Raw genomic sequence first — 26,432 nt, 5'->3', positions numbered from 1 at the left:
GCGCTGGACGAATGCCCGGTTGTGCGCGCGGTGCAACTCGGCGAGTTCGGCGTCTGCGACGGCGGCTGCCGTGAACGCGATCCACACGCGGGCTTCCTCCCGCTTGTCGTCCGTGAGCGTCGCCGCCTGTGCCAGGACCGCTCGCAGGCGCTGCTCCGGAGTCGCGCCGTCGGCCATTGCCTCGGCCTCGGCCTTATCTGCGCGCGCGGCGGTGCGCTGGTGCAGCAGTTCACGTGCGTGCCTCAGCAGCGCTCGTTTGTCCGAGTAGGTGTGCATGACCAGACCGGTGGTGCAGCCAGCGCGTTCGGCCACTGCGCGGACGGTCAGTCCAGTGAGCCCTTCATCCGCGAGCACCGCCCAGGTGGCGGCCGAGAGACGGTGTTGGTGCGCCGGTAGATCGCGACTGCGGGACATAACCGCCTCTGCGGATAGTGGATCACGTCGTGACAGTTTCCGTAACAGATGTTACCGTAATGCTTGTTCCGGAGCGAGGGGCGGTATGGAGACGATGGACGTCATCGACGTCACAGTGGGCCGAAGGGCTTGGGACACGCCAGACGCGGTGCTTCTGCGGGCCGCTCAGCGCGCGGAGCTTGATGCGCGCTACGGCAACGACGATCACGAGCCGGGACAGCCGCCGAGCGCCGATGACGTGCCGGTTTTCGTGACCGCGCGCACGAGCGAGGGTGTCGCGGTGGGCTGCGGCGGACTGCGCTTCCTTGAGCCGGGCGTCGCAGAGCTCAAGCGCATGTACGTCGAGCCGCGATACCGCGGAACCGGTGTGGCGAGGGCGATCCTGCGTGATCTTGAGGCGCGGGCGCGTGATGCGGGGGTGCGCCGGCTGGTGTGCGAGACCGGGACCCTGCAGCCCGAGGCGATCCGGTTCTACGAGCGCGAAGGCTACGAGCGCATCGAGAATTTCGGCCCGTATGTGGGCGCCGAGCAGTCCGTGTGCTTCGCGCGGGTTCTCGAACGGCCGCACGGCAGCTGACGGCGAGGCGCGCTTCCGCCTCGAGCTGCGCCGAGTAAAGCCGCGAAGCACGACAGTCCCGCCAGACCTCGTGATCTGGCGGGCCGGCGTGCTGTTAGGGCACGTCGGGCAGCGGTCGGGTGGCTATCGCGTGGGCCTCGTCTTGAGGAAGGCCGAGCATGCGCAGAATGAGCTCGGCCATCTGCTCGCCGGCTCGGGCGTCGAGGTCGGCGACGGCGTTGAGTTGGAGCAGGCCGATGATCGCGCCGCCGATGGCGCTGAGCGCGATCATCGGGTCGTCGATCTGGAAGCGGCCGCTGTCGCGTCCCCTGGCCAGGTCGCGCAGGGCGCGCGGGGCGAGGCCGGTTTCGGAGTGCACGTGCTGCAGTCCGCGAAGCCGCAGGATCTGGGTGATCTGGGGGTGGCGCGCGGACAGCTGCAGGGTGAGCCGGACGCTGGCGGCGAAAACCTCCGCGGGATCCTCGATCGTCCCGGTCAGCTCGTCGATCAGTCGGCCGAGTTCCTCGAGGGCGTCGGCGACGGCGGCGTCGAACAGGGCGGTCTTGGTCTCGAAGTGGTTGTAGAAGCTGCCGAATCCGACGTCGGCTCGTTCGGCGATCTGCTGGATGCTCGCGGTGCTCTCGCCGGTCTCGGCGAGGATCTGCCGCGCGGCGGCGATCAGCGCCCTGCGCGTGTTCGCCCGGCGCCGTTCGAAGCGCGAGACCGGGGCCGCGACGTCTGACATGGCTTCGAGTCTAGGGCATCGCAGAACTGATGACTTCATCACTCTTGACTGATGGCTCTATCTAGATTGATGATTCCATCAACCTAGAGGAGAGGCCATGAGCGACCTTCGCGACCCGCACACCGATCTGCACAGCGATCAAGGCGCGCTGGCGGGGGAGCATCCCGGCCGAGCCGCCGACCCGGTAGTGAAGGTGCACGATCTGGCCTGGCTGGAGTTCGAGAAGCCGGACCTGGCGCGCGCCGAGCGCTTCGCACGGGACTTCGGTTTCGCGGTCGCGCTGCGCGAGGCCGACGAACTGCATCTACGCGGTCGGGAGCCCAGCGCGCCGTGCGTGGTGGTCAGGCGCGGACGTCGATCGCGATTCGTCGGGACCGCGTTCCGGGTGGCCGAACGCGACGACGTAGCTCGGCTCGCCGCGGCGACCGGCGCGCGGGTGGCGCGGCTGCCGGAGAGCCTGGGCGGGGTGTGCGTGGACCTGCGGGACCCGGGCGGCGGCCTTGTGCGCGTGGTCTGTGATCCGCTGCAACTCACTGCGCTGCCCGATCAGCGACCGCTCCCGATCAACGCGGGTCGGCACGTGGCACGCATCAACGCTGCTCAGCGTCCGCCGCGAGAGCCGGCGGCGGTGCAGCGGCTCGGGCACGTTGTGCTGCAGAGGACCGCATTTCGCCGAACCCTCGATTGGTACCTGAAGATGCTCGGCCTGCTCGTCAGCGATTTCCTGTTCTTCGCCGGCCAACGCGAGCGCGGACCGGTCATGGCGTTCATCCGCTGCGACCGCGGCGCGACGCCTGCCGACCATCACACGCTCGCGCTCACCCTCGGGCCGTCGAACCGCTACGTGCACTCGGCATACCAGGTCGCCGATCTCGATGCGCTTGCCGCCGGGGGCGAATACCTGGCCGATCACGGCTATCGGCGTTCCTGGGGGATCGGCCGGCACATCCAGGGCAGCCAGATCTTCGACTACTGGCGCGACCCGGACGGATTCCTGGTCGAGCATTACACCGACGGGGACCTTTTCGACGCGAGCCTGGAGCCGGGCTGGGCGCCGATGTCCGCGTCCGGACTGGCGCAATGGGGACCGCCGGCGACCCGGGACTTCCTGGGTCTCAAACCGGGACGGGACGCGATCGCCGAGTTGGGTGCGCTGCTGGGCGCGCTCGCGGCGGACAACGAATTCGACGTCGGCCGCCTGCGTGGCCTGATCAAGGTGGCGAGGTCATGAGTATCAGCGTTATGCGTACCGGCGGGGCGTGGTGGGTGGTGACCGCGGCGGGCGCGGCCCAGATCGAGACCAAGGCACAGACGACCGGGGAACTTCTGGCGGACCGCGACGCGATCGAAGCCGCGGTCGGGCGCACCGACACGGTGCCACTCGACCGTCTCACGCCGGTCTCGCCGGTTACCGCACCGTGCCGAGTGGTGGCGCAGATGACGAATTTCGCCTCGCACGCCAAGGACTCCGGGCTGGATCCACGGCGCGTACCGCTCACGTTCTTCCGCAAATCCTCCGGTTCGATCAGCGGCCCGAGCCAGGACGTCCTGCGGCCCGCGCATGTCAGACTGCTGGATTACGAGGTTGAGATCGGCCTGGTCATCGGCCGCAGGATGCCGGTCGGTACGCAGGTCGCGCCGGAGAGCCTCGCCGACTACGTCGCCGGCCTTGTCATCGCGAACGATGTCTCGGCGCGCGATATCCAGCTGCCGAAGACGCAGTTCTACGAGTCGAAGTCCTACCCGACGTTCACGCCCGTCGGCCCGATCCTGGCGCTGCTGACCGCGGACGAACTCAAACGGTTCACAGACCTGCGGTTGAAGCTGATGGTCAACGGGAGCGTCCGTCAGGACATGCTCGCAGCCGACATGCTCTATCAGCCGGCGGCCGCGCTGCGCGCGCTGGTGCGCTTCCAGCGGCTCGACCCGGGCGACCTGCTGCTCACCGGGACGCCGGTCGGCACGGCGCTCAATGCTCCACCTAAGCCAGTCGAGCTGATCGGCTCGCTGCTGCCCACCGCGCTGAAATGGAAGGTGTTCCTTAAAGGCCAGGAGAGGAACCCGAAGTACTTGCGCGACGGTGACCTTATCCAGGCGCGGGTGGCCACGGACGACGGTGCGATCGACCTCGGTGAGCAGCGCACGGCTGTGCGGTGGGAGCGATGAGCGAGAACCTGTGGCCGCGATACGCCGGCCCCGCGGACGTCGCGGCGATCGAATCCGTGCCGCTGGCCGAGCGCGGCCTGCCCGGATCCACGTACGAGCTGCTGGCGCGGGCCGCTCGACTTTGGCCGGCGCGGACCGCGCTGACGGTGCTGCCGGAGGCGACCAGGTGGCGGGAGCCGTATCAGTGCACGTACGCCGAACTGCTGGCCGACGTGCACCGAGTGGCTAATACGCTGCGACAGCTCGGTGTTCGGCGCGGCGACGCAGTAGCGCTGCTCGCACCCAACTGCGCGCAGCTGATCCCCGCGATGCTGGCCGCGCAGTTGGCCGGGATCGCCGCACCGCTCAATGCCGCGCTGTCGCCGGAACATCTGCGCCAGTTGCTGCGCCGGTCGGCGGCGCGGGTTCTGCTGGCGGCCGGACCCGAGCTCGACCCGGATGCGTGGGAGAAGGCGAGAGCGCTCGCGGCGGGCGGCTGGTTTGACGCGGTGCTGGTCCTGCGGCCGACCGGAGCGGCCGGCCCGGCGGCGGCCCTGCCGAGAATCGCCGGCACGTTCGTCGAGTATCTCAGTGTCGCGTCGGAAGCGCAGGACGCGGCCGCGTTCGAAGGCACCCCTCCCGGCCCTGCGGAGCTCGCCGCGTTCTTCCACACCGGGGGCACGACCGGCGCGCCGAAACTGGCGGCGCACACACACGCCAACGAGGTCGCCAACGCCTGGATGCTCGCGGCCAACGAGGTGTTCGACGAGGACTCGGTGCTCTTCGCCGGCCTGCCGCTCTTCCATGTCAACGCGCTGATCGTGACGTTGTTGACCCCGCTTTTCAAGGGCCAGCGCGTGGTGTGGGCCGGTCCGATGGGCTACCGCGAGCCCGCGCTATACGCCCAATTCTGGCGCATAGTCGAGCATTACCGGATCGCGGCGATGAGCGCCGTGCCGACCGTGTACGCCGTCCTGTCGCAGTGCCCTGTCGACGCGGATATCAGCAGCCTGCGCATGGCGATGGTCGGTGCGGCGCCGCTGGCTGAAGCGGTGCGCGCGGGTTTCCAGGCGCACACTGGCGTGCCTCTCGGCGAAGGCTACGGGCTCACGGAGGCCACCTGCGCGAGCGCCCGCAGTTTCCCCGATCTGCCGGTCGCGGGCTCCGTCGGCCAGCGGCTGCCCTACCAGCGCATCGCGGCCGTCCGGATCGAGGCGGACGGGACGTGGACGCGTCGGCCCGAGGGCGAGGTCGGCGTTCTGGTGATCAGCGGGCCGACGGTCTTCGCCGGATACGTCAGCGCGCGCGGAGTCGGTGGCCACCACCTTGACGCGGGCGGCAAGCTGGTCGACGGCTGGCTCGACACTGGCGATCTCGGGCTCGTCGACGCCCAAGGCTTCGTGTACCTTCGCGGCCGGGCGAAGGACTTGATCATCCGCGGCGGGCACAACATCGACCCCGCGATCATCGAGGACGCGCTGCTGACCCATCCGCAGGTCGTCGGCGCCGCGGCGGTCGGGCGGCCCGATCCGCACGCCGGAGAGGTGCCGGTGGCCTATGTGGTGCTTGCGCCGGGCAGCGAGGTGGCCGGCGAGGAGCTGCGCGCCTGGGCGTACGCCCACGTGGCCGAACGCGCCGCCGCGCCGAAGACGGTGACGGTGCTCGACGCGCTGCCGCTCACCGCGGTCGGCAAACTGTACAAGGCGGGCCTGCGCGTGGACGCCGCGCGCACCGAATTGCGCGGCGCGCTCGCGGACGTGGCTGGGGTTCGGGAAGTGCAGACCTCGATCGAGGACGGATCCGTCGCCGCGTGCGTCGTGCTCGGCGCGGACGGCGACAAGGCCGCCGCTGAAGCGGTCCTGTCCCGGTACGCGCTCGGCTGGCGCGTCGAGGTTGAGCCGTGACCGTGGTCGTCATCGGCGCCGGGCCGACCGGTCTGGCCGCGGCGACGCTGCTCGCGCAATACGGCGTCGAGTGCTCCGTATTGGAACGCTGGCCGTCGATCTATCCCCGGCCGCGCGCCGTGCATCTCGACGACGAGGTGTACCGGATCCTCGCGCGGCTCGGCATCGGCGAGCAGTTCGCGCGGATTTCGCGCCCGGCCCTCGGGCTGCGGCTGCTCGACCCGAACCTGCGGGTGCTCGCCGAATTCCGGCGCGAAACCCACCGCGGCAGGCACGGCTTCCCGGCGGCCAACATGTTCGATCAGCCCGAACTCGAGCGGTTGCTGCGTGCCAACTTGGAACGCCGCGGCGTCACAGTGCGCGGCGGCGCAGAAGTCACCGGGCTCGAGCAGGACAGCGAAGCGGTGACTGTCCGGTTCCTGGACACGGCGACCGGCGTCGCGAGCGCGATCCGCGCCGATTACGTCCTCGGGTGCGATGGCGCCAACAGCCTGACCCGGTCCATGATCGGCGTGAATATGCGGGATCTGCGGTTCGCGCAGCGTTGGCTTGTCATCGACCTGGCCACAGACGCCGAACTGGACCATTGGGAAGGGGTGCACCAGGTCTGTGACTCTCGCCGCGCCGCCACGTTCATGCGGATCGGCGCGAGCCGCTATCGCTGGGAGTTCCAGCTGCGGCCCGGCGAGAACGCGGACGGCGAGGACATCGCCGACTGGGTCTTCGACTTGACCGCGCCGTGGACTCGCGACGTCGCACGCGACCGGCTCACGCTCGTGCGTGCGGCCGAGTACACCTTCCGGGCGCAGATCGCCGAGCGATGGCGGGAACGGCGCATCTTCCTGCTCGGGGACGCGGCCCACCTGACCCCACCCTTCATCGGCCAAGGCATGGGCGCGGGACTACGCGACGCGATGAACCTGACCTGGAAACTGGCAGGGGTGCTGCGTGGCGAATTCCCCGAGCGCCTGCTCGACTCCTACCAGGCGGAGCGCAAACCCCACGCCCGCGCGATGATCCGGATGGCCAAGCTCGTCGGCTCGGCGATGACCCGCGGCGGCCGAACAGGCACCGCGCTGCGCGCCGTGATCGTCCCACGCCTCGGCTGGACGCCAGGTATCAGCAAGCTGGTGCTCAGCAGCCAGACGCCCGCGCTGCGGCGATCAGACCTCGTATGGTCGACGGTGCTGCGCGGCGGACTCGCGGGCACCCTCTCACCCAACGCGCCGGTCACCGACGAAGGCCACCGGCTCGACGACGTCGCCGACGGCCGCTTCGTCCTCGTGCTCAGCGCCGAACCGACCGCGGCAGAACAAGCCGAGATAGTGCGACGCGGCGCCCGGCTCGTCATCGCGCAGCCCGGCACCGAGCTGCGATCCTGGCTCGACTCCGGCCGCGCACGGGCCGCCGCGGTCCGGCCGGACGGTACGGTGCTGTGCGCGGGGCGAAATCCCGCGGCGGCGCTCGCGGCGCTGCCCGCGTTCGGTGCGACGACGCGACCGACCGGCCCCGCAAGCAGTTCGCCGCCGCTTCGCTCAATGACTGGCTGACTCCGCCCGCGCCGCCCGATTCCGCATCGGTCCACCGTAGTGCCGGAGAGGGCGGCGCGGATGTCGGCGTCAGGCGGACAGCGGCGCAAGGGTGAGCGCGAATTCGGCCGGACGCACTTCGAGGCGGTACTGGGGCAACACGCCGGGACCCACGGCGGCGGACCCAACACCCTGCACGACGTGATCGGTGCGGAGGAAGATCGACCCTTCGGGCTCGAGATCGCTTTGATGACGGGCAGCGGCGAGCTGCCTATCGCTCCAGGGGCGGGCGGCGAAGTTGAACAGGGGCTCGCCTTCGATGCGTACGCCCGCGCCGGCGCTGTCGGTCACCTCCGCCCAGCGCACCTCTGCGCGATTGCCGTTGTCCTGAGGCCGCACGTACGGGGTCTGCAACTCCTGCACGCTCGCCTCGAAGCGCCCGATGTACGCTGCGCGCCGCGAGTCGGGGTATGCCTCCGTCGGGCCCGCGCCGAACCAGCGCACACGCGTCCAATCGGCGGGCAGCACCCAGTCCAGTCCGACGCGGCCGAGTGAGGGAGCCTTGTTGCGGCGCACGAGCTCGGCGTAATCCTGCGGCGGCAGGTCAGCGTCGACCATCGCCTCATCGAAGGTGTCCTCGCGTTGCGGCCAGTAGCCGACCGGTTCGGTGGCCACACGCAGATGCAGCCGCTCACCGTCGGACCGCCACTGATATGTCGTCAGATAGCCGCAGCTCAACGCCGCCGCAGCACTGCGCACCACGACGGTCAATGCGGCGTCGGCCACCTCGATGCTCACGGTGCGGTGGCGCAGCCGGTGCAGGCCGCGCGCGCTCCAGTAGTCCGCGTCGCGTTGCCCCCAAGCGCGGTCGTTGTCGGTCGGGGCACGCCACAGCCCGAGGCGCGGCCCGGTGATAGGTCGATCGCCGAAGCCGACCAGCGTGCCCGTGCGCGCATCGAAACGGGCTTGGCCGAGTGTGATCTGTCCGCCACTGAACTCGGCGGGCACGTGCGGGCCGGAAAGCCGCGTTGTTACGGGCTGCTGTATGGCAGGCAGCTGGAACTGGTTCCACGCCACCAGGTGCCCCTCCTCCGCCCACGGACGTTTCTCGGCGAGTTCGGCGCGCACCATCAGCCACCGTTCACCCGTATCCGGCGTCGCCGGGACGATCCATTCCGGCAGCGCGACTTCAGCGCGCTGGCCCGGTGCCAGGTCAGGGACCGCGAGTGGCCCGGACGCGACCGGCTCGCCATCGTGACTGAGCGACCAGGACAGGCGCAGGTGGTCAAGGCGCAGAAAGTCGTAGCGGTTCTCGATCTCGATGACGCCGGGCTCGGCGCCAGGGCCGATGCGCACCGGTTCGATGACCTTGCGGTACTCCACCAGCCCCGGCGACGGGACGCGATCGGGAAAGAGCAGGCCGTCGCAGATGTAGTTGCCGTCGTGCAGGTCCTCGCCGAAATCGCCGCCGTAGCCGAAGAACTCCCGGCCCACGGCGTCGCGCGTGCGCAGGCCCTGATCGATCCATTCCCAGATGAAGCCGCCCTGGACCCGCGGATAGTGCCAGAACAGCTCCGCATACTCGGTCAGTCCGCCGGGGCCGTTGCCCATGGCGTGGCCGAACTCGGTAAGCACGAACGGCATCCGGTTGCGCCGATCGTCTGCCGGGTCGCCCTCGCCCTCGGCAGCGGGATAGAAGCACTCGCCGGGTTTGAGTTCGCCTCTACCGATCCGTGCGACGGTCGCGGGTGTGCGGTACATCTCGCCGTAGATGTCCACGTATCGCGCCATGCGGTCGCCCTCGTAGTGGACCGGCCGGGAGGAGTCCCGCTCGCGCACCCAGGTGGCCATCGCCTCAAGGTTCTCCCCGTCACCGGCCTCGTTGCCCAGCGACCAGATGATGACGCTCGGGTGGTTCTTGTCCCGCTCCACGGTCCGCTCGATCCGGTCGAGGTAGGCCGCGCGCCATCGCGGATCGGCCGACGGATTGCGCTCCCACCGCGTGGCATCGGTGTACTCGAACCCGTGCGTCTCCAGGTCGCATTCCAGCACGACCCACAGGCCCAGTTCGTCGCACAGATCGAGGAAATAGGGATGGGGCGGATAGTGCGACGTACGCACCGCGTTGATGTTGTGCTGCTTCATCAGCTCCACGTCGCGCCGCATGGTTTCGCGCGTCAGGGCCCGGCCCCGGTCGGGGTCGAACTCGTGTCGGCTCACGCCCCGAAGCACGATGCGCTCGCCGTTGACGGTCAGCACGCCTTGGTCGGTGATGGCCACCGTGCGAAAGCCGACGCGCAGCCGTACCCGCTCGTCGCCACTGGCGATCGTCGCGCCATAGCAGTACGGGTCCTCGGCGCTCCACGGCCGCACCCGCGCGAACTCGAACGGCCCGCCAACCGGCTCGTCGCTGAGGCCGAGCTCTGGGATGCTCACGGTCACCGGGCCCTGAGCATCGACTTCGAGGCTCAGCCTGCCGCCGCCGGTGGCCGGGTCGTAGTCGGCGTTCACGAACACGTCCCTGATCCCCGAGGTAGGGCGGGCCAGCAGCACCACGTCGCGGAAGATCCCCGACATGCGCCACATGTCCTGGTCCTCCAGGTACGTGCCCGACGAATACTGATGGACGCGTACTGCCAGCACGTTGCGCCCGGGCACCAACGCTGCGGAGGCGTCGAACTCCACGGGCAGCCGGCTGCCGCGAGTCACCCCCAACTCCACCCCGTTGAGCCAGACGCGCGCGCACGAATCCACGCCCTCGAACCGCAGCACCGCCGCGGCTCCCGCCCACGAGGGCGGCAGGTCGAACGTGCGCCGGTAGTCTCCGGTCTGGTTCTCGTCGGGGACGAACGGGGGATCCACCGGGATCGGATACGGGATGTTGAGGTACGCCGGCTGACCGTAACCGCGCAACTGCCAGTGCGACGGCACTTCGAGGCGGTCCCATTCCGCGTCATCGAACTGGACCTGCTCGAACCCGTCCGATTCGTATTGCAGCGTCGGTGAGAAGCGAAACGCCCATTTCCCGCCCAACTGCACGCTGGCGGCGTCCGAATCGAGTGCCGCACGGGGCCGTAGCGCTCCGCTACCAGGTGAGAACTCTTCGAAGTATCGCTCGGTCACGGGTGCCCCCAGCTAGATCACGAACCGGCCGGGCGCGACGGTACTATCGAAATCAACGTGCGGGAAGGGACCTCGGCAGGGCCTTCTTAGCCGTGGTCACATAAACGCGTTGGTCCCGAAATACACCCCGAATACGGGCGAAATCAGGCCTCGTCCTCGGCGGATTCGCGACCTCTCGACAGGTTGCTGATCTCCGCTCTAACCTCGTCGTCATATCTGTGCACGAATCTTGGGTGTCGTGCCATTCGGGTTGAACAGGTGGGGACCTAACCGTATGAGAACTCATATACAGCGGAGGCTGCTCCCGATCGGAGTCGTCTCCGTGGCCGCTCTGGCCCTGATCGGGTCGTCGGCCAACGCGGTTGCTACGCCGCGCGGATCGCACAACCGTCCGCACGTCACCGGGCAGCAGCAGAACGCTTTCGTGCGCTCGAACGCGCTCGGGGGACCGCCCGGGAATCCGGATGGCGGGGTCGACGACCCGACCTCGGCCGACCAGCAGTACTTCCAGGCGCGCAGCGCGCCCGGGATCGTCGCCCCCGGAGCCTACGGCGCGGCGATCGCCCAGCTGAAGTCCATGGACGACGCCGGCGGCGACTGGCAGCAGGTCACGAACAAGCCGTACAACTCCGACGATCCGATCTACCGGGACTACGACTCCAACTCCTCGGCGGGCTCCGGCAACGTGACCGGGCGCATCACCGGGCTCGCCGCGGACAACGAGGGCCACGTCTACGCGGGCGCGGCCAACGGCGGCGTGTGGCGCTCCAGCGTCGGCGGCGGACACTGGACGCCCATCTCCGACAAGCTGCCCGCGGAGTCCACCGGCGATCTCGTGCTCGACGCGCACGGCAAGCTCTGGTACGCCACCGGCGAGGCCAACACGGCCGGCGACACCTTCACCGGATCGGGCGTGTACGTCCTGCGCGATCCCGAGCACGGCACGTTCTCCCCGCGCGACCGGGTCGGCGGCAGCGAGCTGGAATCCACCAGCATCCGCAAGCTGCGCATCTTCGGCGACACCGTCTGGGCGGCGACCACGCGCGGCGTGTGGACGCACTCGGCGAGCAACCTGTCCGGCCCGTGGAAGCTCGCGTTCGCGCCGAACCCCGCATATCTGCCCGGCGGCGCCCTCGCGGCCGACCCCTCCGCGATCTACAAGAACATCGCCAACGACATCGCGGCCGACCCCAAGGACCCGTCGAAGGTCGTGCTGGCCATCGGCTGGCGCAGCGGCGACACCTACAACGGCTTCTACACCCGCCAGGGCGGGGTGTGGACCCGGATCACCACCTCGCTCGGCGACCTGCCCACGGCGGCCGCGAACGTCGGCGCGGTGACCTTCGCCCGGTCCGCGGACGGCTCCAAGTACTACGCGATCAACCAGGACCCGACCCTGATCACGAGTCCGAAGAGCACCCTTGGCGGCATCTACGTGTCCGACAGCGGCTCGCCGTTCGGCCCGTGGACCCTGGTGGCCACCTCGGCCAAGCTGGAGGCCTCGGGCTCGGCGGAGACCGGCGCGACCTACAACCCCGGCGTCCAGGCCTGGTACAACCAGTTCCTGCAGGTCGACCCGAACGACCCGCGCCACCTGTACGCGGGCCTCGAAGAGGTCTACGAGTCCCACGACGCCGGCGCCAGCTGGCAGACCGTGGGCCCGTACTGGAACTTCACCTTCGCCTGCTGGTCGATCGATCCCAGCGAGCAGTCCGGAACCTGCCCGCAGACCACCCATTCGGACCAGCACGCGGTGACGATCGGCAGCTACCACGGCAAGAGCTACGTCGTCGTGGGCAATGACGGCGGCGCCTACAAGCGTCCGGTGAAGGGCTCGGTCGACGCCCTCGGCCACGCCACCGACTGGCAGTCGCTCAACGACGGCACGATCGACGTGCTGCAGTACTACTCGGTCGGCGTCGGCAAGGACACCAAGAGCGCCGGGTTCGACGTCTCCGGCGGTCTGCAGGACAACGGCCAGTCGATCCTGCGCCCGACCGAGCCGGTCATGGGCTCCAACTTCGGCGGCGACGGCGGCGACACCCTCGTCGACCCGGCGAACGGCTGCAACATCGCCGAGGAGTACACGAACCTCGCGATGTGGGTGACCAACGACTGCGGCGCGAACGTGAGCACCGACCCGTCGACCGCCACCGAGTACAGCGTTCCGCCGAACGACGGAGTGACCGGCAACGCCCGGTTCATCGCGCCGTTCACCGCGGACGCGAAGAACCCGAACGTGTGGGTCGCAGGCGGCGAGCACGTGGCCGTGCAGACCAAGGGCTTCGCGATCCGGTCCACCTCGGACTGGACCGACGTCTACGACCTCGGCGCCGGCCACGTCGCGACCGCGGTCGCCGCGTCGGGCGGGACGATCTACGCCGCGTGGTGCGGCGGCTCTTGCAACGGCCCCGGCTTCACCCGCGGCATCGCGGTGGGCAAGGCCGACGGAACTGGCTGGCACCAGCTGAACCTGCCGGTCAACGGCACCGTGCCGAACCGCTACCTGGCCGGGCTCGAGATCGACCCGCACGACTCCGACCACGTCTACCTCGCGGTCAACGGCTTCTCCCGCAAGTGGACCGAGGGCCCCGGCGCCGGCGTCGGGCACATCTTCGAGAGCTGGAACGGCGGGGTCACCTGGTGTGACATCTCCGCGAACCTGCCCGACGTGCCCGCGAACTCGGTGCGGATCCTGCCGGACGGCTCGCTGGTACTGGCCACCGACCTGGCGGTGTTCTACCGCGGCGCGCACTCGGCCGAGTGGAAGGTCCTCGGCGAGAACCTGCCGACGAACGCCACGCTGCAGGTCAAGATCGGTCCGGACGGCAAGATCTATGCCGCGACCCACGGCCGGGGCATCTGGTCGCTGGAGATCCCGCGCAGGCGGGGAGGCTTCTGATCCGGAACCCAAAGATCCGGATCCGGCAGCTGCGTGACCTCTGAATGACTGCCGCGGGGTGGTGGCCGTCCGGGAACTTCCGGCGGCCACCACCCCGCGGTGCGTTTACCCGGTCGGCTGGGGCGTGGGCTTACGCCGATCGACCGGGTTCTGCGGATCGGCCCCCGAACTCAGCGAGGGTGCGGGGGCAGGCCGGCTCGACGACACTCGAACCGCCGGCGGGGAAACCGCGCTCGGCACCGCACTGGGTCCTCCCGTCGTGGCGACCGTGGCGCTGCTGGACGGAGTAGAACCGGTCGAGGGTGGCCGCCCTCCGCCTCCCTGCCCGCCGCCCGACGAGCACGACGACAGCCCGCAGACCATGGCCGCGACCACGGCCAGCGAGACAACACTCGTGCGAGCGCACCTCATCGCGCATCCTCCTCGGGGCTTAGACGCACCGCAGTCAGCGTGCGTTCCGCCTACGTGAGGTTCAAGGCGGTAGCGAGATGTGCGAGTGAGGAGGGTAGGCTGCTCTCGCAGGGCCCGTAGATCTGTGCGCGGCCGAATCGGATATCGAGTGATGATGCATCCTCTTCTCTCCGCGGCGTTGCGCGAGGCTGAGCCCGTCATGGCGATTGAGGCCATATGGGGCGAGCTGCCTCTGCGGATCAGCGCCTACACCACGACGCCGCAGCTACCGCTTGAGCTGATTTCCTCAGTGCGCTGCATCGTGCGGGTCGGGCAGCAGGTCGTGGTCTGCGAGAACGCCGACGGAGTTCAGCATCCCTGGCCGGGTGGGCGGCGGGAGGCCGGCGAGTCGTTCGCGGACACCGCCGCGCGTGAGGTGCACGAGGAGACCGGGTGGCTGATCGACCGCGAGAGCCTGCGGCAACTGGGATGGCTACGGCTGACGCATCTACGTCCGCTGCCGCCTGGAGGTCGGGGCCCGTACCCGGATTTTCTGCAGGTCGTGTTCACCGCTACCGCGACTAAGCGGGACGGGGACCAGGGACAGCCGTGGACCGACCTCGACGGGTATGAGGTCGCGTGGCGACTGGCGACGCTCGATGAGGCGGCAGCCGCGTCTTCGCGCGACGAGTTGGCGCGGGTTTTCCTGGCGCTGCTGCGCGAATGAGGGGTCTTCGCCCTCTATCGGTATCGGTGGCAGGCTCTCGGCTGGCAGGGCCCCGGCATCGACGGGGCGTACGAAGGCCACGACTGTGATCGCGATCCGGGCCTTGATCAACCCGGAGTCCGTCGACTACGACCGCCGGTGTCGCGCGCGACCATCGACATTGGTCGCCGACCTGATCAAGGCCCGGATAAGGTAGATCGGGATGCGAAGGTTTGGGCCGCCTGGGCGGAGCCCGCTGGCTGGCGAGGTGCCGGGGCGCGGGCGCGCCGGTGATAGCAGGGGCCGGTGCGCTGCCGCGCGGTCGATCGGTGCCGTGAGGGCGCGAGGCGGGCGGATGCAGCGGCGGGCCGGGGGGATCGCCGGGCCAGCACTCGCGGATCAGCGCGTCGAACTCGGCGCGTACCAGCTCGTCATCGCCGCAGATCAGGTCGATGAAGGTGTCCGGTGCCCGCGTCGCGCCCCTCATCTCGAGCATCACCTCCCGTGGGGAAGGATCGTCTCAATCTGACTCTGGACACCGGTATAGCGCGTCATCTGGAAGATGACAAGGGATGGCGTCGCTGAGAGGATGACGCGGTGAGCGGTGGCGGTCTGTCCGGTGTCCGGCAGAGGTCACTGGCCCGGGTCTGCGCGACGGCGCTCGTGGATGTCCTGGCGCACCGCCGCGGTGTCTCGCTCGACCTGCCGGACCTCGGCGGCCAGGGCCGGGTGGTCGGCGGTGAGGTGCTTGAGGGTCTCGGCGAGCGGGGTGAGCAGATCGGCCGCGTCGTTCTGGCCAAGCGCCGCGCGCAGCCCGGCGAGGGGAGTCTGCGCCGCGTCGGGCAGGTCGCGCAAGGCGCTGATCTGCCCGGCCAGCTGACGCAGGTCGGCGGCGTTGTCGCGGGCCCAGTGCTGCACCGCGCGGTCCGCGGCGCGCTTGTCGCGCTCGGCTGCCACCCGCGCGTCCCCAGTGCTCGCCCCGTCGGCGGTGGAGGGGCGCAGGCGCAGATAGCGGCGTTCGGCGGCCTGCCGGCTTGCGACGCCGAGCGCCGGGGCGAGTTGAGCCCAGCTGGCTCCGTGGCTGCGGGCGGCGTCGATCAGCTCGGGCTCCCATGCGGCGATCTGCGTGCGCAGTTCGCGCAGCAGCGTCAGGGCGACCAGGAATTGCGCCGAGTTGGCCGGCCGCGCGCCCGTGGTCCGGCTGGCGTGCGCGTCGTGCACGGCGGCGCCGATGCGTTCGAGGGATGCCGCGGCGGCCGTGACCTGCGACGGCTCGCTGTCCTGAGCTGGGTTCTGCATGTCAGCCTTCCGGATGACGTCCTGGGTTGTCATCGTTTCGACGACATGCTACAACAGTGTCTGTAAGCGCGTCGACACCGTTGCGACGAATCTGGAGGTGTTCACCATGTTGATGCGCACCGACCCGTTCCGTGAGCTGGACCGGCTCACTTCGCAGCTGTTGGGCACCGCACAGGCCGGCACCTGGTCGCGCCCGAACCCGATGCCGCTGGACGCGTGGCGTGAGGGCGACCAGTTCGTGGTCTGCTTCGACCTTCCCGGCGTGGCCAAGGAGGCCATCGAACTCGACGTCGAGCGCAACGTCCTGACCGTCAAGGCCGAGCGCCGCCCCGCCCACACGACCGAGAACGTGGAGATGCAGCTCTCCGAGCGGCCCCTGGGCGTCTTCTCCCGGCAGCTGTTCCTCGGCGACACCCTCGACGCGGAGCACATCAGCGCCGACTACAACGCCGGAGTGCTGACCCTGCGCATCCCGATCGCGGAGAAGGCCAAGCCCCGCAAGATCGAGATCACGTCCGCCGAGTCGGACCGCAAGGAAATCACCGCTTGACCCGCCGCCGCGGGCCTCGGTTCCCGCTGGTCTATCCGGACTCCAGAGCACTCGCCCTTCGCCCGCCCCGAGATCTCGGGACGGGCGAAGGGCATAGCAGGTGAAGGACAATGACCCCCGCATCGACTCTCCAGTTCGCAGTCGGCAGAGATCCGGACGGCGCCAGAGTCCTGCACGTGCGCGGCGAGGTGGACCTCGCCACCGCCGGGCAGCTGCGCGAACGCCTACTCGCCGAGTTCACCCGCCACGAGCACCTGATCGTGGACCTCTCCCGTGCGATGCTCTACGACGGCGCCGCGTTGCGCGCTCTGCACGCCCTATACCGCGAATCCGTTCGCACGCGCCGTCAGCCGCCCACGCTGCGCGGCGTACGTCCTCTGCTGGCCAAGGCCTTGAAAGCCACCGGCATGTACAGTCTCTTCCCCCGCCAAGACCACTCCTTCTCGGTGGCGCTGGCGGCTCGTCCCGGCGCGACTCAGCCGACGCCGTTGGCCGCTGCTGCATGACCCGCCAGACCGCCGCGTCCACCGGTGGGAGGCGGGGCCGGCCGGTGGGCGCGGCTACAGGTCGTTTCCGGCGTAGGACAGGTTGAAGCTCTTGTTGACCAGCGGGAAGTCGGGGACGATCGCGCCGCTGAGGGCGACCGGGAGAGCCGGCCAATTGAAGAAGGAGGGGTCTGCGATCTTCACGCGGCCGAGGGTGCCGTCGGGGGCGAATGCGATCCGGTGCACGATGGTGCCGCGCCAGCCCTCTGCGATGCCGACGCCGGAGCGCCCCCGGACCTGGGTGGCGAGGTCGTCGAGGGATTCATTCAGGCCTGATGCAGGAATCAGGTCGCAGAGCAGACCCATGCAGTCCACTGACGCCTGAAACTCCTTGGCGCGCGTTTGGAAGCGGGCGAGCACGTCGCCATCCGGTTCCAGCACGCGCGCAGGGCGGGGGACGTCGGGGTGCGCCGGATGCTCGTGGCGCGCATCGGTGTCCAGTCCGCTGGCGCGGGCGACGTAGCCGAGCGTGCCGAGTTCTCGGGCCTGTTGCAGGCTGAGGGGCGCTGTGGCGGTGAACCGGTCCCGCACGACGGTGTGGCCTAGTGCGAGATCGACGAGTTGCGCGACGTCGGCGGCGATCGCGCGCAGGCGCGTTTGGTCCGGGCGGGAGCGTAGGCGGGCGCCGCCGGGGACGATGCCGCCGCGCAGCAGCCGGTGACCGGTGGTATCGGCGTTTATCCGCAGCAGCTGCTCGCGGATGCGTCCGGCGTGCGCGTTCAGGATTCCGTGCCCGACGTCGTTGCACAGTGCGCCGAGGTCGGTGACGTGGTTGTAGAGACGTTCCAGTTCGAGCAGGTATGTACGCGCTGCTTCGATGGGGGCGGCGAGGGTGACGTCTGCGGCGTCCTCGACGGCGCGGCAGTACGCCAGGGCGTGGCCGACCGAGGTGTCTCCGCTGACGCGCTCGGCGAGCGGTAGCCCGGCGGCAGCGGTGCGGTGTTCGAAGAGTTTCTCAATGCCCTTGTGTACGTACCAGAGACGGGCTTTGAGCTTGAGGATGGTTTCGCCGACGACGGAGAAACGGAAGTGCCCGGGTTCGATCAGCCCGGCGTGCACGGGGCCGACTGGGATCTCGTAGACCCCGGGCCCTTCGACGGCGAGGAACGGGAACGGCGCCGGATCGGGGTCCAGGGGCGGGCGCGGTCCGGCGTCGGCACGCATCGGGTGCCAGCTCTCGGGCCAGGCCGGGTGGCGTACCAGGGGCCGGGGGAGTGGGTGGCCGAGCGGCTGGACGCCGTATTGGTCGCGCATTTCGCGTTCGAAGCGTGAGGCGGGGAAGCTGAGCGCGGCCAGGCTGGGCACGGCGGGCGCCGCAGGGTCGAGCGGCACCGCGAGTTCGACGCGAGAATCCGGGCCTGCTTTCAGGAACAGGTAGACCGCATGCATCGCCTCGCCGCGCGGGTCATGCAGACCACGGTCGGAGGCGTGCGCGAGGGCGAGGCGATATCCGCTTTCGAGCAGGGCGGCTGCGCGGGTGGGCAGCTCCTTTGAATCGGTCTGCACGGTGATGCGCGTGCGTCCGATGGCTTCGCCTTGCGCGAGGAATCCGAGGTCGGCCATCAACGGCCTCCCTGCGCTGCGAGGTTGAGCAGGGTATTGATAGGCCACGCCGTGATGCCGAGTGCGGCTACTGCGGTCAGGCCGGTGATCAGTGGGGTTCGCGCGGCAAGGCTGAGCCGGGCCGTTGCTGCCGTTTTGGGAGGAGCGCCGGCGGCCGGCGCTTCGTCGTCGCCGAGCAGCATCGCGGCAGTGTGCCGGGCCAAGGCGGCGAAGGCGACCAAGGCGAGTACGAACGCTGCGGCGACCGGAATGCCCAGGTGCGCTGCGAATCCTGCGCGCGCGATGCCCAGTTCGGAGGCGAACAGGGAGAACGGCGGCAGGCCGAGCAGGGCGAGGAGCGCGGCGGCCAGGATCCCGGCCAGCGCGGGGCGGCGCGTGGCCAGGGCCCTGATCTGCGCGATCCGCGTGGTGCGTTCGGCCTGCAACAGGTGGCCGGAGGCGGTGAACGCGACCGTCTTGGCCAGACCGTGTCCGGCGATGTGCAGGAGCAGCGCGGCGAGTGCGAGCCGGGTGCCGATCGCGGCGGCCACCGCGATCAGCCCCATGTGTTCCATGCTGGAGTAGGCGAGCATGCGTTTGTAGTCGCGTTGCGCGAGCAGCAGCAAGGCAGCCAAGGCGAGCGTGGCCAGACCCGCGATCAAGAGCAGGGTTCTGCTGAACGCGGGGCCGAGCGCGGCGTCGGCGATCTGCTTGACGCGCAGGATCTGACTGAAGGCCACGGCGAGCAGCACCCCAGACATCAAAGCACTTACAGGGGCGGGGGCCTGGCTGTGGGCGTCCGGCAGCCAGGCGTGCAGGGGCGCGAGTCCTGCTTTGGCGCCGAAGCCCAGGATCATGAACGCGGTGGCCATGCGGGTGACCGCCGGATCGAGCGCGCGGGCGTGGGCGGTGAGTGCCGCTGGATTCAGGGCGGTGGCCTCGGAGAGTCCAGCGTGGCGCGCGGCGTCGTAGAGCACGACGATGCCGAGCAGCGCCAGGGCGATACCGACCGAGCAGATCACCGTGTACTTCCACGCGGCTTCGAGAGCGGCGCGGGTGTGGTGGTGGCCGACCAGGAAAGCGGTCACGATCGTGGTGGCCTCGATCGCGATCCACGCCAGGCCGAGGTTTCCGGCCAGCGTGCCCAGGCACATCGCGGCCAGGAAGCAGGAGACCAGAGCGCCGTAGCGGCGGCTGGAGCCTCCCTCGTCGGCAGCGCGCTCGGCGGCGAGATACGCGGGGGAGGCGGCGCAGGCCAACGTCGCGACGGAGCCGATGACCAGCAGCAGGAACGCCGAGAGAGCGTCGGCGTGCAGCCAGCCGCCCAACGTGGTGAGCGGACCGTCGTGGGCGACGCTGACCGCGACGGCGATCCCGGAGGCGAGGATCAGGGCCGCGGCGGCGGTGCCGAGGTGAGCGGTGGCCCGGCCCCATCCGGCCACGGCGTAGACCGCGGCCGCGAACAACGGGGCCGCGATCGGCACAAGGAGCAGGGCGGCGTCGGTGAGAGTGCGGTCCATCAGTCGTGCAGCTCCCGCATCTCGTCCAGATCGCTGCCGCCGAACACGGCGCGCATCCGCGCGGTGAGCACCCGCAGGACCAGGACCGCGAGCAGCAGGTCGAAGGAGACCCCGAACTCGACGAGTATCGGCACTCCGGCGGCGGCGAGGAACGCGATCGCGGTGATTCCGTTGTCCAGCAACAGGAACCCGACGATCTGGGAGAGCGCCTTGCGCCGCGTGACCAGGATGAGCAGCCCGATCAGCACCACCGCGAGGCCGACCGGCAGGGCGCGCGCGGCGGTGGTCGCCTCCAGCCGCACCAGCGGCTGGGCGACCGCGTAGGCGAGCAGCACGAGCGCCACGGCGGCCAGCAAAGAGGCGCCGACGTTGATCAGGGGAGCGGACTCGCGGTCCTCGGCGCGTGCGGTGACAGCGCGGCGTACCAGCGCCGGCAGCACCACTGCCCGCAGCAGGCCCACCGCGGCGGCGACCGCGTACAGCTCGGGATGCGCCTGATCGGCGCCGAGGATCACCGCGATCGCGGCCAGCGCGGCGCCCTGGAGGCTTAGCCACGCGGTCTGTGCTCTCACATCGCGGCGCCAGAGGATCGCGACCGCGGCCAGCAGGAACGCGCCCGCGGCCAGGTCGAGTAGCTGCGCGTCAGCGCTCATCGGGGGCAACTTTCGGCAAGGTGGTCACGTCAGGCCAGGAAGAAGGAGGCGGTCACGGCGAGCACCGCGAGCAGGAACGAGCCGGCCAGCAGCTCCGGCACGCGGAAGAGGCGCAGCTTGGCCATGAACACCTCGGCGGCCGCGATCAGCGCTCCGAGCGCCAGCGTCTTGCCGGCGAACACGGCCAGCGCGAGAAGCAGCCGGGTCGGGCCGGCGCTCGTGGCGACGCCCCAAGGCGCGAACAGCGAGCTCCACAGGCCCAGCAGCACAGTGAGTCGCATCGCCGCGCCCAGCTCGATCAGGGCGAGGTCAGGGCCCGAATATTCCAGCACCACCGCCTCGTGCACCATGGTCAGTTCCAGGTGAGTGGCCGGGTTGTCCACGGGCAGCCGGCCGGTTTCCGCGAGCACCACGACGCCGAGGGCTACCGCGGCCAGCAGCGTCGCGGGGGAGGCCAGCCGGGCGCCGTGGCCGAGCGTCGTCGCCACGATCGCGGGCAGGTTCGTCGAGCCGACCTTCGCGGCGAGCGCGAAGACCGCCGTGAGGATCGCCGGCTCCGCGAGCGCGGTGATCGTCATCTCGCGGCTCGCGCCCATCCCGCCGAACGCGGTCGCGGTGTCCAATCCGGCCAGCGCGAGTGCGGCGGTGGACAGGGTCAGCAGCGCCACCACGGCGATCAGATCCGCGGCCGCGTCCAGCCCGGTACGGGTGGAGATCAGCGGGATCGCTGCGGCGGCGACCGCGCAACAGGCCACGCCAAGCAGCGGCGCGAGCCGGAACGCCGCACCGGTTCCCTCCGGCCGTTGCGGCGCTTTGCGCAGCAACTTCAGCAGATCGCGCCACGGCTGGAGGACTCCGCCCCCGACGCGACCCTCCATCACGGCACGTAGCTGGCGCATGGCACCGACCAGCAGCGGCGCGCCGAGCAGCACGATGAGAACCTGGATGAGAGAGACGAGGAGCGCGGCGATCACTGGGCGGCCGCCAGCACGATCAGGAGGAGGACGACGCTGCCGAAGCCGTAGCCGAGATAGCGGTGCACACTGCCGTCGGCGAGCGCTCGCGCTGCGCGCCCGGCGCGGCGCACCGTGTGCAGCACCGGGTTGTAGAGCCGGTGCTCCACCCGATCCGGGACAGCTCGGCTGTAGGCGATGCGCTCGACAAGGTACGCGGACTCGGCGTGCGGAGTGACGTCGATGTCTGATTCCGGCGCGAGTACGTCATCGAATACGCGCTGCAACGGTTCCGCGAACGAGGTCGCGGTGTACTCCATGCGCGCCGTGAGCGGCGGGGCGCCGCAGTCCCACAGCGGCACCGGCGCCCTGCGCCGCTTCCTACCGGAGACCAGGGTCAATCCCGCGCGCAGAAGCAGCACGGCGCCAAGCGTGAGCGCGACAACCAGCAGCGGAGAGAGCGTCGAGCCCAGCGCGGTCAACTGCCGCGTCGCGCCGAGCGCAAGAGACGTGCCGGGCCCGCGCAGCGCGGCAGCGGTGGCGCGCATGAGAGCCGGCGCGGTCGCGCCAGGCACCACCGCGAGCGCGACGCACGCTGCGGCCACCACTCCCATTCCCGCGCGCATCGTCCCGGAGACCTCGTGCGCGTGCTCGGCCGCAGCACTGCGCGGCTTGGCGAGAAATCCGGTACCCAGAGCCTTGACGAAGGTGGCCACGGCCAGGCCCGCGGACAGCGCGATGGCGCCGACCGCGACCGGCAACACCACCACGACCACTATGCCGGGCACTGCGAGCCCGTGGATGAGGGACTGCAGCAGCAGCCACTCGGAAGGGAACCCGGCGCCTCCGGGCAGCGCCGCCGCGCCGAGCGCACCGAGCGCGAACAGCGCCGTGGTCACCGGCATCCGGGCGCGCAGGCCGCCGAGCTCGTCCAGGTCCCGGGTGCCGGTGGCGTGCAGCACCGATCCCGCAGTCAGGAACAGCAGAGTCTTGAATCCGGCGTGGGTGGCGGTGTGCAGAAGCGCGGCGGTCAGCGCCGCGGCCGCGAGCAGCGGGTGCCCTGAGTCCTCGAACACCCCGGCCGCGCCGACGCCCACCAGGATCAGGCCCAGGTTCTCGACCGTGGAGTACGCCAGCAGGCGCTTGAGGTCGTTCGCCACGGCGGCCTGCACGATCCCGTACACCGCGGAGAGCGCGCCGAGGACCAGCGTGGCCAGCCACCACCAGCGCGAGCCGCCACCCAGCAGATCAAGTCCGAACCGGATCAGGCCGTAAACACCCAGATTCACCATCGCCGCGCTCATCAGCGCCGAGACCGGACTGGGCGCCTCCGGGTGTGCCCGCGGCAGCCACGCGTGCAGCGGCGCCATGCCCGCCTTCGACCCGAACCCGAGCAGAAGCAGCACGAACACACCGCCGCGCACTGCCGGAGAGACCCCGGCCGCGGCGAGACGCAGACCGGCGAAGGTCTCGGTGTGCGCGGCGGCGGACAACCACACAAGCCCGATCAGGATCGTGACAAGCCCGAGGTGCGTCATCACCGCGTACCAAACACCGGCCTCACGCACCCGCCCGTCCGCCGGATCGCCGGACACCACCAGCAGCACCGAGCCGATCGCCATCAACTCCCAGGCCACCAGCAGCGTGGACACGCTCGCCGCGGCGGGCACCAGCAGCAGGCTGAAGGCGAACAGCGGCCACAACGCCTGCGCGAGCCGGCCGCGAGCCGGACCGGCGGCGTAGCCGATCCCGTAGACAGACGCCGCAATGATCACCGCGCCGGTGACTGCGAGGAATACCCCTGACAGCGCATCCACCTGAAGCGAGATCCCGGCCAGCGGCAGCAGATCGGGCATCCGCACCGAGAATCCGTGCCCTGCCAGCGCCGCGCCACCGGCGACCAACCCGGCAGCCCCTAGCAGTGCACTGAGAACCCCGACCATCGGGACCCTGACGCGCACCGGGCTGCACAGCGCGGCCGCCGCAGCCATGCCGGACAAGCCCGCCGACGTAGCCAAGGCGGTGCCGACCAGGTTCACGCTCACCGGCCGGTCACCCGGCGCAGCGCTGCCACGATCTGATCCGGAGCAGGCGGACAGCCCGGCACCGAGAGATCCACCGGCACCACGTCGCCGACCGCGCCCTCGACGCCATACCCGCCCGCGAACTCACCGCAGTCGATCGCGCAGTCTCCGACGGCGATCACCACCCGCGGCTCGGCCGTCGCGGCGTAGGTGCGCCGCAGCGGTTCGGCCATGTTGCGCGTCACCGGACCGGTCACCAACAGCACATCCGCGTGCCGCGGCGACGCGACGATCCGCGCCCCGTAGCGCTCCGCGTCATACACGGGACCGAACGCCTGCCCGATCTCGATCTCGCAGCCGTTGCACGAACCCGCGTCCACGCAGCGCACCTGCGCCGAACCGCGCAGCGCCTTCACGCGGCCCGCCAGATCCGGCGGCGCCGGCTCGGGAGGTGGCGGCGCCGGTTCGGCGACCCGCCCCGTAGCGGCGATCTTGCGCAACAGGCTGAGCACAGCAGTTCCCACTCATCGGTTGAGGCGAGGATGAACACAACGGGACCTGTGCTCGTGCGCCCGGTGGGACGGGACGGGGAGAAACGCGGCAGGGCCAGGTCCACGGTCGAGGGTCAGGTACAGATCATTCGGCGTCCGTCTCCTGCAGCGCGGCCAGCAGCTCGCGCTTGTCCACCAGCAGCTCGGTCAGGATCCGGCGCGCGGCCAGCATCAGCTCGGAGACGTCGGCCCCGGCGAGCGCGTAGACCACCGTGGAGCCCTCTCGGGTCGCTGTGACGATCCCGTAGCGGCGCAGCACCGCCAACTGCTGGGAGAGGTTGGAGGCCTCGACATTGACCTCGGCGAGCAGGTCGCGCACCGGCTTCGGCCCCTCGCACAGCAGCTCGAGCACGCGGATGCGCACCGGATGCCCCAGCACCCGGAAGAACTCTGCCTTCGCCTCGTACAGCGGCACCGGCACAGCGCTCACGTCCCGTCGTCGTTTTGTCGGTTCCAGGGCGGTCTTAAGCGTCCCGGTCGAGACGCTCGCCACCTGTCGCGGTCATCATCTAATGAAAATGAAGAAATCTTCAACTCGACAACAGCGCCAGGGTCGGTGATGCGGCGCTCAGACACCCCGCGGCTTCAGCCCCGGCGTCGCGGCTTGCTGCGCCCGGCGCTCCTCGCGGCCCCGGAACCCGGCTTGCCGCCCGCGGTGCTCTTGCGTGCGTTGCCCGATGCGTTGGCCTTCGGCTTCGCCTGCGCGGCGGCCGGCGCAGCAGGACGTCCCCGTGAGCTGTTGACCGTGCGCCCTCGCACGATCCCGATGAACTGCTCCATCAGGTCGGTGGTCTGTTCTTCGAGCCAGGAGAGCGCGACGCGCGACTGCGGGGCGTCCGTGACCGGCCGGTAGGTGAGGTCCTTGCGATGGTGCAGGCGCGCGAGCGATTGCGGGACGACCAGCAGCCCGACTCCGGCAGCGACCAGTTCGATGGCGTCGGCCGTCGTCGCGGGGCGCTCGTTCGCGGGCAGCCCCGGCGGGGTCTCCCAGCCGAGGCAGTCGTCGAGGGGGCGCAGGCAGACGTAGTCGGCGAGGTCCCCGACGGTGACCTCGTCGACCGCCGCCACCTCATGGTCCTTGGGAATCACGACGACGCTCGTCTCGGTGTACAGCGGGATCGCGCTTAGGCCGCTGCGATCGATCGGCAGTCGCAGGAGAGCGGCGTCGGCGGCGCCGTCGTGCAGGGCGGTGACCGCGTCGGCCGTGGATGCCGCGATGAGTTCGAGCGGCACGGCGGGCACCCGCTCGCCCCAGGTCCGCGCCCACTTTCCGGGGGTCACGCCCGGGACGTACGCGAGGCGGAACGAAGCGGCCGCGTGCATGCCTGTCACGTGGCCAGGTTACCGGCCGTCACCGCCGCCCGCGGTCGCTACTGTTGTCCCATGAAGTCGCACAAGACCCCGCAGACGATGAAGCCCGCGACCGCGGCGAAGAAACTGGGCATCCATCTCGGGGCCGCCCCGGCCGAGTTCCAGGAGGGCGTCGTCTCACGCGACGAGCTCAACGCGCTGCAGGCCGACCCGCCGGCGTGGCTGCGGGACCTGCGCAGAAACGGCCCCCACCCCCGCCAGGTGACCGCTCTCAAGCTGGGCATTTCCATCGCCGGCCTCGCACGCGGCGGAGTGACCGAACCACTCACCACCGAGCAGATCGAGGCGCTGAAAGCGGAGCTCCCCGAATGGCTGCAGCGCGAACGCGCCACCCAGGCCGAGGTCCGCAAGGAAGCGGCACGGATCAAGGAGAGGGACGCGCAGCGCTCCGAAGGCGAGCCCGCGACCAAGCAGGCGGCGCCGAAGCAGACCGGGAAAAGGCAGGCCGGGAAGAAGCAGACCTCAGGACAGCGCGCGCGTGCAGGCAGAGCGCGTTACTGAGGGTCTCGCCACAGCGCAGCCGTCAACGTGAACGGAACCTGTGCCGAATCTCATCTGACTCTGAGGCTCGCATCAGATCCGCTTAGCGGAGCATTCGTACGTTGCGTGGATGCTGCACGTTCGCAAGCCGCGATGCAGGTCCCACCGGCGCGTTGCCGCAGTCGGATGCGCCGCGTTGCTGCTCACGGCCGGCGTCGGCGCCACGACCTACGCGAAAGTCGGCGGCCGGCTCAAGCTGGTGAGCTCGAGTTCGGTGTCGGCGGCCTCGTCCTCGACTCCGACCCCGACCGTGTCGTCCAGCTTCAGCTCCAGGTCCGCGTCCAGCACCGGCTCCAGCCCGAGTGCGAGCCCCAGCCCTAGTTCGAGCCCGACTTCGAGCTCCAGCCCCAGCTCAAACGCGATGAGCGTGTCGAACCCCCTCCAGGGAAAGACTTTCTCCGGGGCTGCGCAGGTTGGCACGCTGTTCGGCACCTCGAACGGGTCGTTGACGTCGCACCACTGCACCGGAA

General features: G+C 70.1%; 22 protein-coding genes and 1 pseudogene. 10 read left to right on the top strand and 13 right to left on the bottom strand.

The annotated features are described in order from the left end of the window. The coding region (locus VFA06_RS21875; protein WP_324842539.1) for a TetR family transcriptional regulator C-terminal domain-containing protein at positions 1-414 on the bottom strand (414 nt) is incomplete at its 3' end. A 103-nt stretch (positions 415-517) separates the two neighbouring features. On the opposite strand from VFA06_RS21875, the gene VFA06_RS21870 reads away from it, so the two are divergent. After that, a complete protein-coding gene (locus VFA06_RS21870; RefSeq protein ID WP_414639945.1) occupies positions 518-991 on the top strand; it encodes a GNAT family N-acetyltransferase in 474 nt (157 codons plus the stop codon). Positions 992-1,085: 94 nt separating this feature from the next. Here the strand turns inward: VFA06_RS21870 and VFA06_RS21865 are convergent, their stop codons facing one another. Beyond that, positions 1,086-1,715: a TetR/AcrR family transcriptional regulator gene (locus tag VFA06_RS21865; RefSeq protein WP_324842537.1), complete on the bottom strand. Its 630-nt coding sequence runs from the start codon at positions 1,713-1,715 to the stop codon at positions 1,086-1,088. 97 nt (positions 1,716-1,812) lie between these two features. Here VFA06_RS21865 and VFA06_RS21860 point away from each other — a divergent pair, with 97 nt between their 5' ends. Genes VFA06_RS21860 through VFA06_RS21845 form a run of 4 tightly spaced genes read left to right on the top strand, consistent with a single transcriptional unit; the run spans position 1,813 to position 7,314 of the window. Next, positions 1,813-2,946 carry a VOC family protein gene (locus VFA06_RS21860; RefSeq protein WP_324842536.1) on the top strand — a complete coding sequence of 378 codons (1,134 nt, stop codon included), beginning with the start codon at positions 1,813-1,815 and terminating at the stop codon, positions 2,944-2,946. Beyond that, positions 2,943-3,881, top strand: a complete 939-nt coding sequence (locus tag VFA06_RS21855) for a fumarylacetoacetate hydrolase family protein (RefSeq protein WP_324842535.1) — start codon at positions 2,943-2,945, stop codon at positions 3,879-3,881. The genes VFA06_RS21860 and VFA06_RS21855 overlap by 4 nt, the downstream gene beginning before the upstream one ends. Then, positions 3,878-5,764, top strand: a complete 1,887-nt coding sequence (locus VFA06_RS21850) for an acyl-CoA synthetase (RefSeq protein WP_324842534.1) — start codon at positions 3,878-3,880, stop codon at positions 5,762-5,764. Before VFA06_RS21855 ends, VFA06_RS21850 begins: the two co-directional genes overlap by 4 nt. Then, on the top strand, positions 5,761-7,314 hold the full coding sequence (locus VFA06_RS21845) for a bifunctional 3-(3-hydroxy-phenyl)propionate/3-hydroxycinnamic acid hydroxylase (protein WP_324842533.1): 1,554 nt from the start codon (positions 5,761-5,763) through the stop codon (positions 7,312-7,314). The genes VFA06_RS21850 and VFA06_RS21845 overlap by 4 nt, the downstream gene beginning before the upstream one ends. A 69-nt stretch (positions 7,315-7,383) precedes the next feature. Here the strand turns inward: VFA06_RS21845 and VFA06_RS21840 are convergent, their stop codons facing one another. Next, complete coding sequence (locus VFA06_RS21840) at positions 7,384-10,416, bottom strand: glycoside hydrolase family 2 TIM barrel-domain containing protein (RefSeq protein WP_324842532.1); 3,033 nt, start codon at positions 10,414-10,416, stop codon at positions 7,384-7,386. 274 nt (positions 10,417-10,690) lie between these two features. On the opposite strand from VFA06_RS21840, the gene VFA06_RS21835 reads away from it, so the two are divergent. Then, on the top strand, positions 10,691-13,318 hold the full coding sequence (locus tag VFA06_RS21835; protein ID WP_349260285.1) for a glycosyl hydrolase: 2,628 nt from the start codon (positions 10,691-10,693) through the stop codon (positions 13,316-13,318). 562 nt (positions 13,319-13,880) lie between these two features. Next, a complete protein-coding gene (locus VFA06_RS21830) occupies positions 13,881-14,435 on the top strand; it encodes an NUDIX hydrolase (protein WP_324842530.1) in 555 nt (184 codons plus the stop codon). Positions 14,436-15,047: 612 nt separating this feature from the next. Here the strand turns inward: VFA06_RS21830 and VFA06_RS21825 are convergent. Continuing rightward, positions 15,048-15,746 carry an HSP18 transcriptional regulator gene (locus VFA06_RS21825; RefSeq protein WP_324842529.1) on the bottom strand — a complete coding sequence of 233 codons (699 nt, stop codon included), beginning with the start codon at positions 15,744-15,746 and terminating at the stop codon, positions 15,048-15,050. Positions 15,747-15,819: 73 nt separating this feature from the next. Here VFA06_RS21825 and VFA06_RS21820 point away from each other — a divergent pair, with 73 nt between their 5' ends. Together VFA06_RS21820 and VFA06_RS21815 are read left to right on the top strand one after the other, a co-directional pair. Beyond that, entirely contained in the window at positions 15,820-16,263 is a 444-nt protein-coding gene (locus VFA06_RS21820; protein ID WP_324842528.1) for an Hsp20/alpha crystallin family protein, read from the top strand. A gap of 110 nt (positions 16,264-16,373) precedes the next feature. Continuing rightward, positions 16,374-16,769: an STAS domain-containing protein gene (locus tag VFA06_RS21815; RefSeq protein WP_324842527.1), complete on the top strand. Its 396-nt coding sequence runs from the start codon at positions 16,374-16,376 to the stop codon at positions 16,767-16,769. Between the two features lie 54 nt (positions 16,770-16,823). Here the strand turns inward: VFA06_RS21815 and VFA06_RS21810 are convergent, their stop codons facing one another. From VFA06_RS21810 to VFA06_RS21775, 8 genes are all read right to left on the bottom strand, one after another. Then, positions 16,824-18,371 carry an NADH-quinone oxidoreductase subunit C gene (locus tag VFA06_RS21810; RefSeq protein ID WP_324842526.1) on the bottom strand — a complete coding sequence of 516 codons (1,548 nt, stop codon included), beginning with the start codon at positions 18,369-18,371 and terminating at the stop codon, positions 16,824-16,826. After that, the gene (locus VFA06_RS21805) at positions 18,371-19,870 is read right to left on the bottom strand and encodes a proton-conducting transporter membrane subunit (protein WP_324842525.1); all 1,500 of its coding nucleotides are present in this window, start codon (positions 19,868-19,870) and stop codon (positions 18,371-18,373) included. The genes VFA06_RS21810 and VFA06_RS21805 overlap by 1 nt, the downstream gene beginning before the upstream one ends. Then, positions 19,870-20,523, bottom strand: coding sequence for a hypothetical protein (locus VFA06_RS21800; protein WP_324842524.1), 654 nt, complete (start codon positions 20,521-20,523; stop codon positions 19,870-19,872). The genes VFA06_RS21805 and VFA06_RS21800 overlap by 1 nt, the downstream gene beginning before the upstream one ends. Positions 20,524-20,552: 29 nt before the next feature. After that, positions 20,553-21,497 (bottom strand): respiratory chain complex I subunit 1 family protein, encoded by a 945-nt coding sequence (locus VFA06_RS21795; RefSeq protein WP_324842523.1) that lies wholly within the window; start codon positions 21,495-21,497, stop codon positions 20,553-20,555. Further along, positions 21,494-23,521, bottom strand: coding sequence for a proton-conducting transporter membrane subunit (locus VFA06_RS21790; protein ID WP_324842522.1), 2,028 nt, complete (start codon positions 23,519-23,521; stop codon positions 21,494-21,496). Before VFA06_RS21790 ends, VFA06_RS21795 begins: the two co-directional genes overlap by 4 nt. After that, positions 23,518-24,012, bottom strand: a complete 495-nt coding sequence (locus VFA06_RS21785; protein WP_349260287.1) for an oxidoreductase — start codon at positions 24,010-24,012, stop codon at positions 23,518-23,520. Before VFA06_RS21785 ends, VFA06_RS21790 begins: the two co-directional genes overlap by 4 nt. A gap of 124 nt (positions 24,013-24,136) precedes the next feature. Further along, entirely contained in the window at positions 24,137-24,472 is a 336-nt protein-coding gene (locus VFA06_RS21780; protein WP_349260286.1) for a metalloregulator ArsR/SmtB family transcription factor, read from the bottom strand. Between the two features lie 164 nt (positions 24,473-24,636). Continuing rightward, the gene (locus VFA06_RS21775) at positions 24,637-25,383 is read right to left on the bottom strand and encodes a LysR family substrate-binding domain-containing protein (protein WP_414639944.1); all 747 of its coding nucleotides are present in this window, start codon (positions 25,381-25,383) and stop codon (positions 24,637-24,639) included. A 51-nt stretch (positions 25,384-25,434) separates the two neighbouring features. On the opposite strand from VFA06_RS21775, the pseudogene VFA06_RS21770 reads away from it, so the two are divergent. Next, positions 25,435-25,815 (top strand): annotated as a pseudogene (locus VFA06_RS21770) (DUF5997 family protein); the annotation flags it as partial. A 315-nt stretch (positions 25,816-26,130) separates the two neighbouring features. On the opposite strand, the gene VFA06_RS21765 reads toward VFA06_RS21770, so the two are convergent. Next, positions 26,131-26,427: a hypothetical protein gene (locus tag VFA06_RS21765; RefSeq protein WP_324842518.1), complete on the bottom strand. Its 297-nt coding sequence runs from the start codon at positions 26,425-26,427 to the stop codon at positions 26,131-26,133. Between the last annotated feature and the right edge of the window lie 5 nt (positions 26,428-26,432).

Source organism: Actinocrinis sp. (assembly GCF_035653575.1).
Classification (GTDB): domain Bacteria; phylum Actinomycetota; class Actinomycetes; order Streptomycetales; family Catenulisporaceae; genus Actinocrinis.
This window is presented reverse-complemented; position numbering and strand designations above follow the sequence as displayed.

Bases quoted from the DNA above. Each gene is read 5' to 3' on its own strand.
- VFA06_RS21820 (WP_324842528.1), top strand. From the start codon at position 15,820: ATGTTGATGCGCACCGACCCGTTCCGTGAGCTGGACCGGCTCACTTCG.
- VFA06_RS21825 (WP_324842529.1), bottom strand. From the start codon at position 15,746: ATGACAACCCAGGACGTCATCCGGAAGGCTGACATGCAGAACCCAGCT.
- VFA06_RS21810 (WP_324842526.1), bottom strand. From the start codon at position 18,371: ATGGCCGACCTCGGATTCCTCGCGCAAGGCGAAGCCATCGGACGCACG.
- VFA06_RS21830 (WP_324842530.1), top strand. From the start codon at position 13,881: ATGATGCATCCTCTTCTCTCCGCGGCGTTGCGCGAGGCTGAGCCCGTC.
- VFA06_RS21860 (WP_324842536.1), top strand. From the start codon at position 1,813: ATGAGCGACCTTCGCGACCCGCACACCGATCTGCACAGCGATCAAGGC.
- VFA06_RS21815 (WP_324842527.1), top strand. From the start codon at position 16,374: ATGACCCCCGCATCGACTCTCCAGTTCGCAGTCGGCAGAGATCCGGAC.
- VFA06_RS21805 (WP_324842525.1), bottom strand. From the start codon at position 19,870: ATGGACCGCACTCTCACCGACGCCGCCCTGCTCCTTGTGCCGATCGCG.
- VFA06_RS21865 (WP_324842537.1), bottom strand. From the start codon at position 1,715: ATGTCAGACGTCGCGGCCCCGGTCTCGCGCTTCGAACGGCGCCGGGCG.
- VFA06_RS21800 (WP_324842524.1), bottom strand. From the start codon at position 20,523: ATGAGCGCTGACGCGCAGCTACTCGACCTGGCCGCGGGCGCGTTCCTG.
- VFA06_RS21855 (WP_324842535.1), top strand. From the start codon at position 2,943: ATGAGTATCAGCGTTATGCGTACCGGCGGGGCGTGGTGGGTGGTGACC.
- VFA06_RS21835 (WP_349260285.1), top strand. From the start codon at position 10,691: ATGAGAACTCATATACAGCGGAGGCTGCTCCCGATCGGAGTCGTCTCC.
- VFA06_RS21850 (WP_324842534.1), top strand. From the start codon at position 3,878: ATGAGCGAGAACCTGTGGCCGCGATACGCCGGCCCCGCGGACGTCGCG.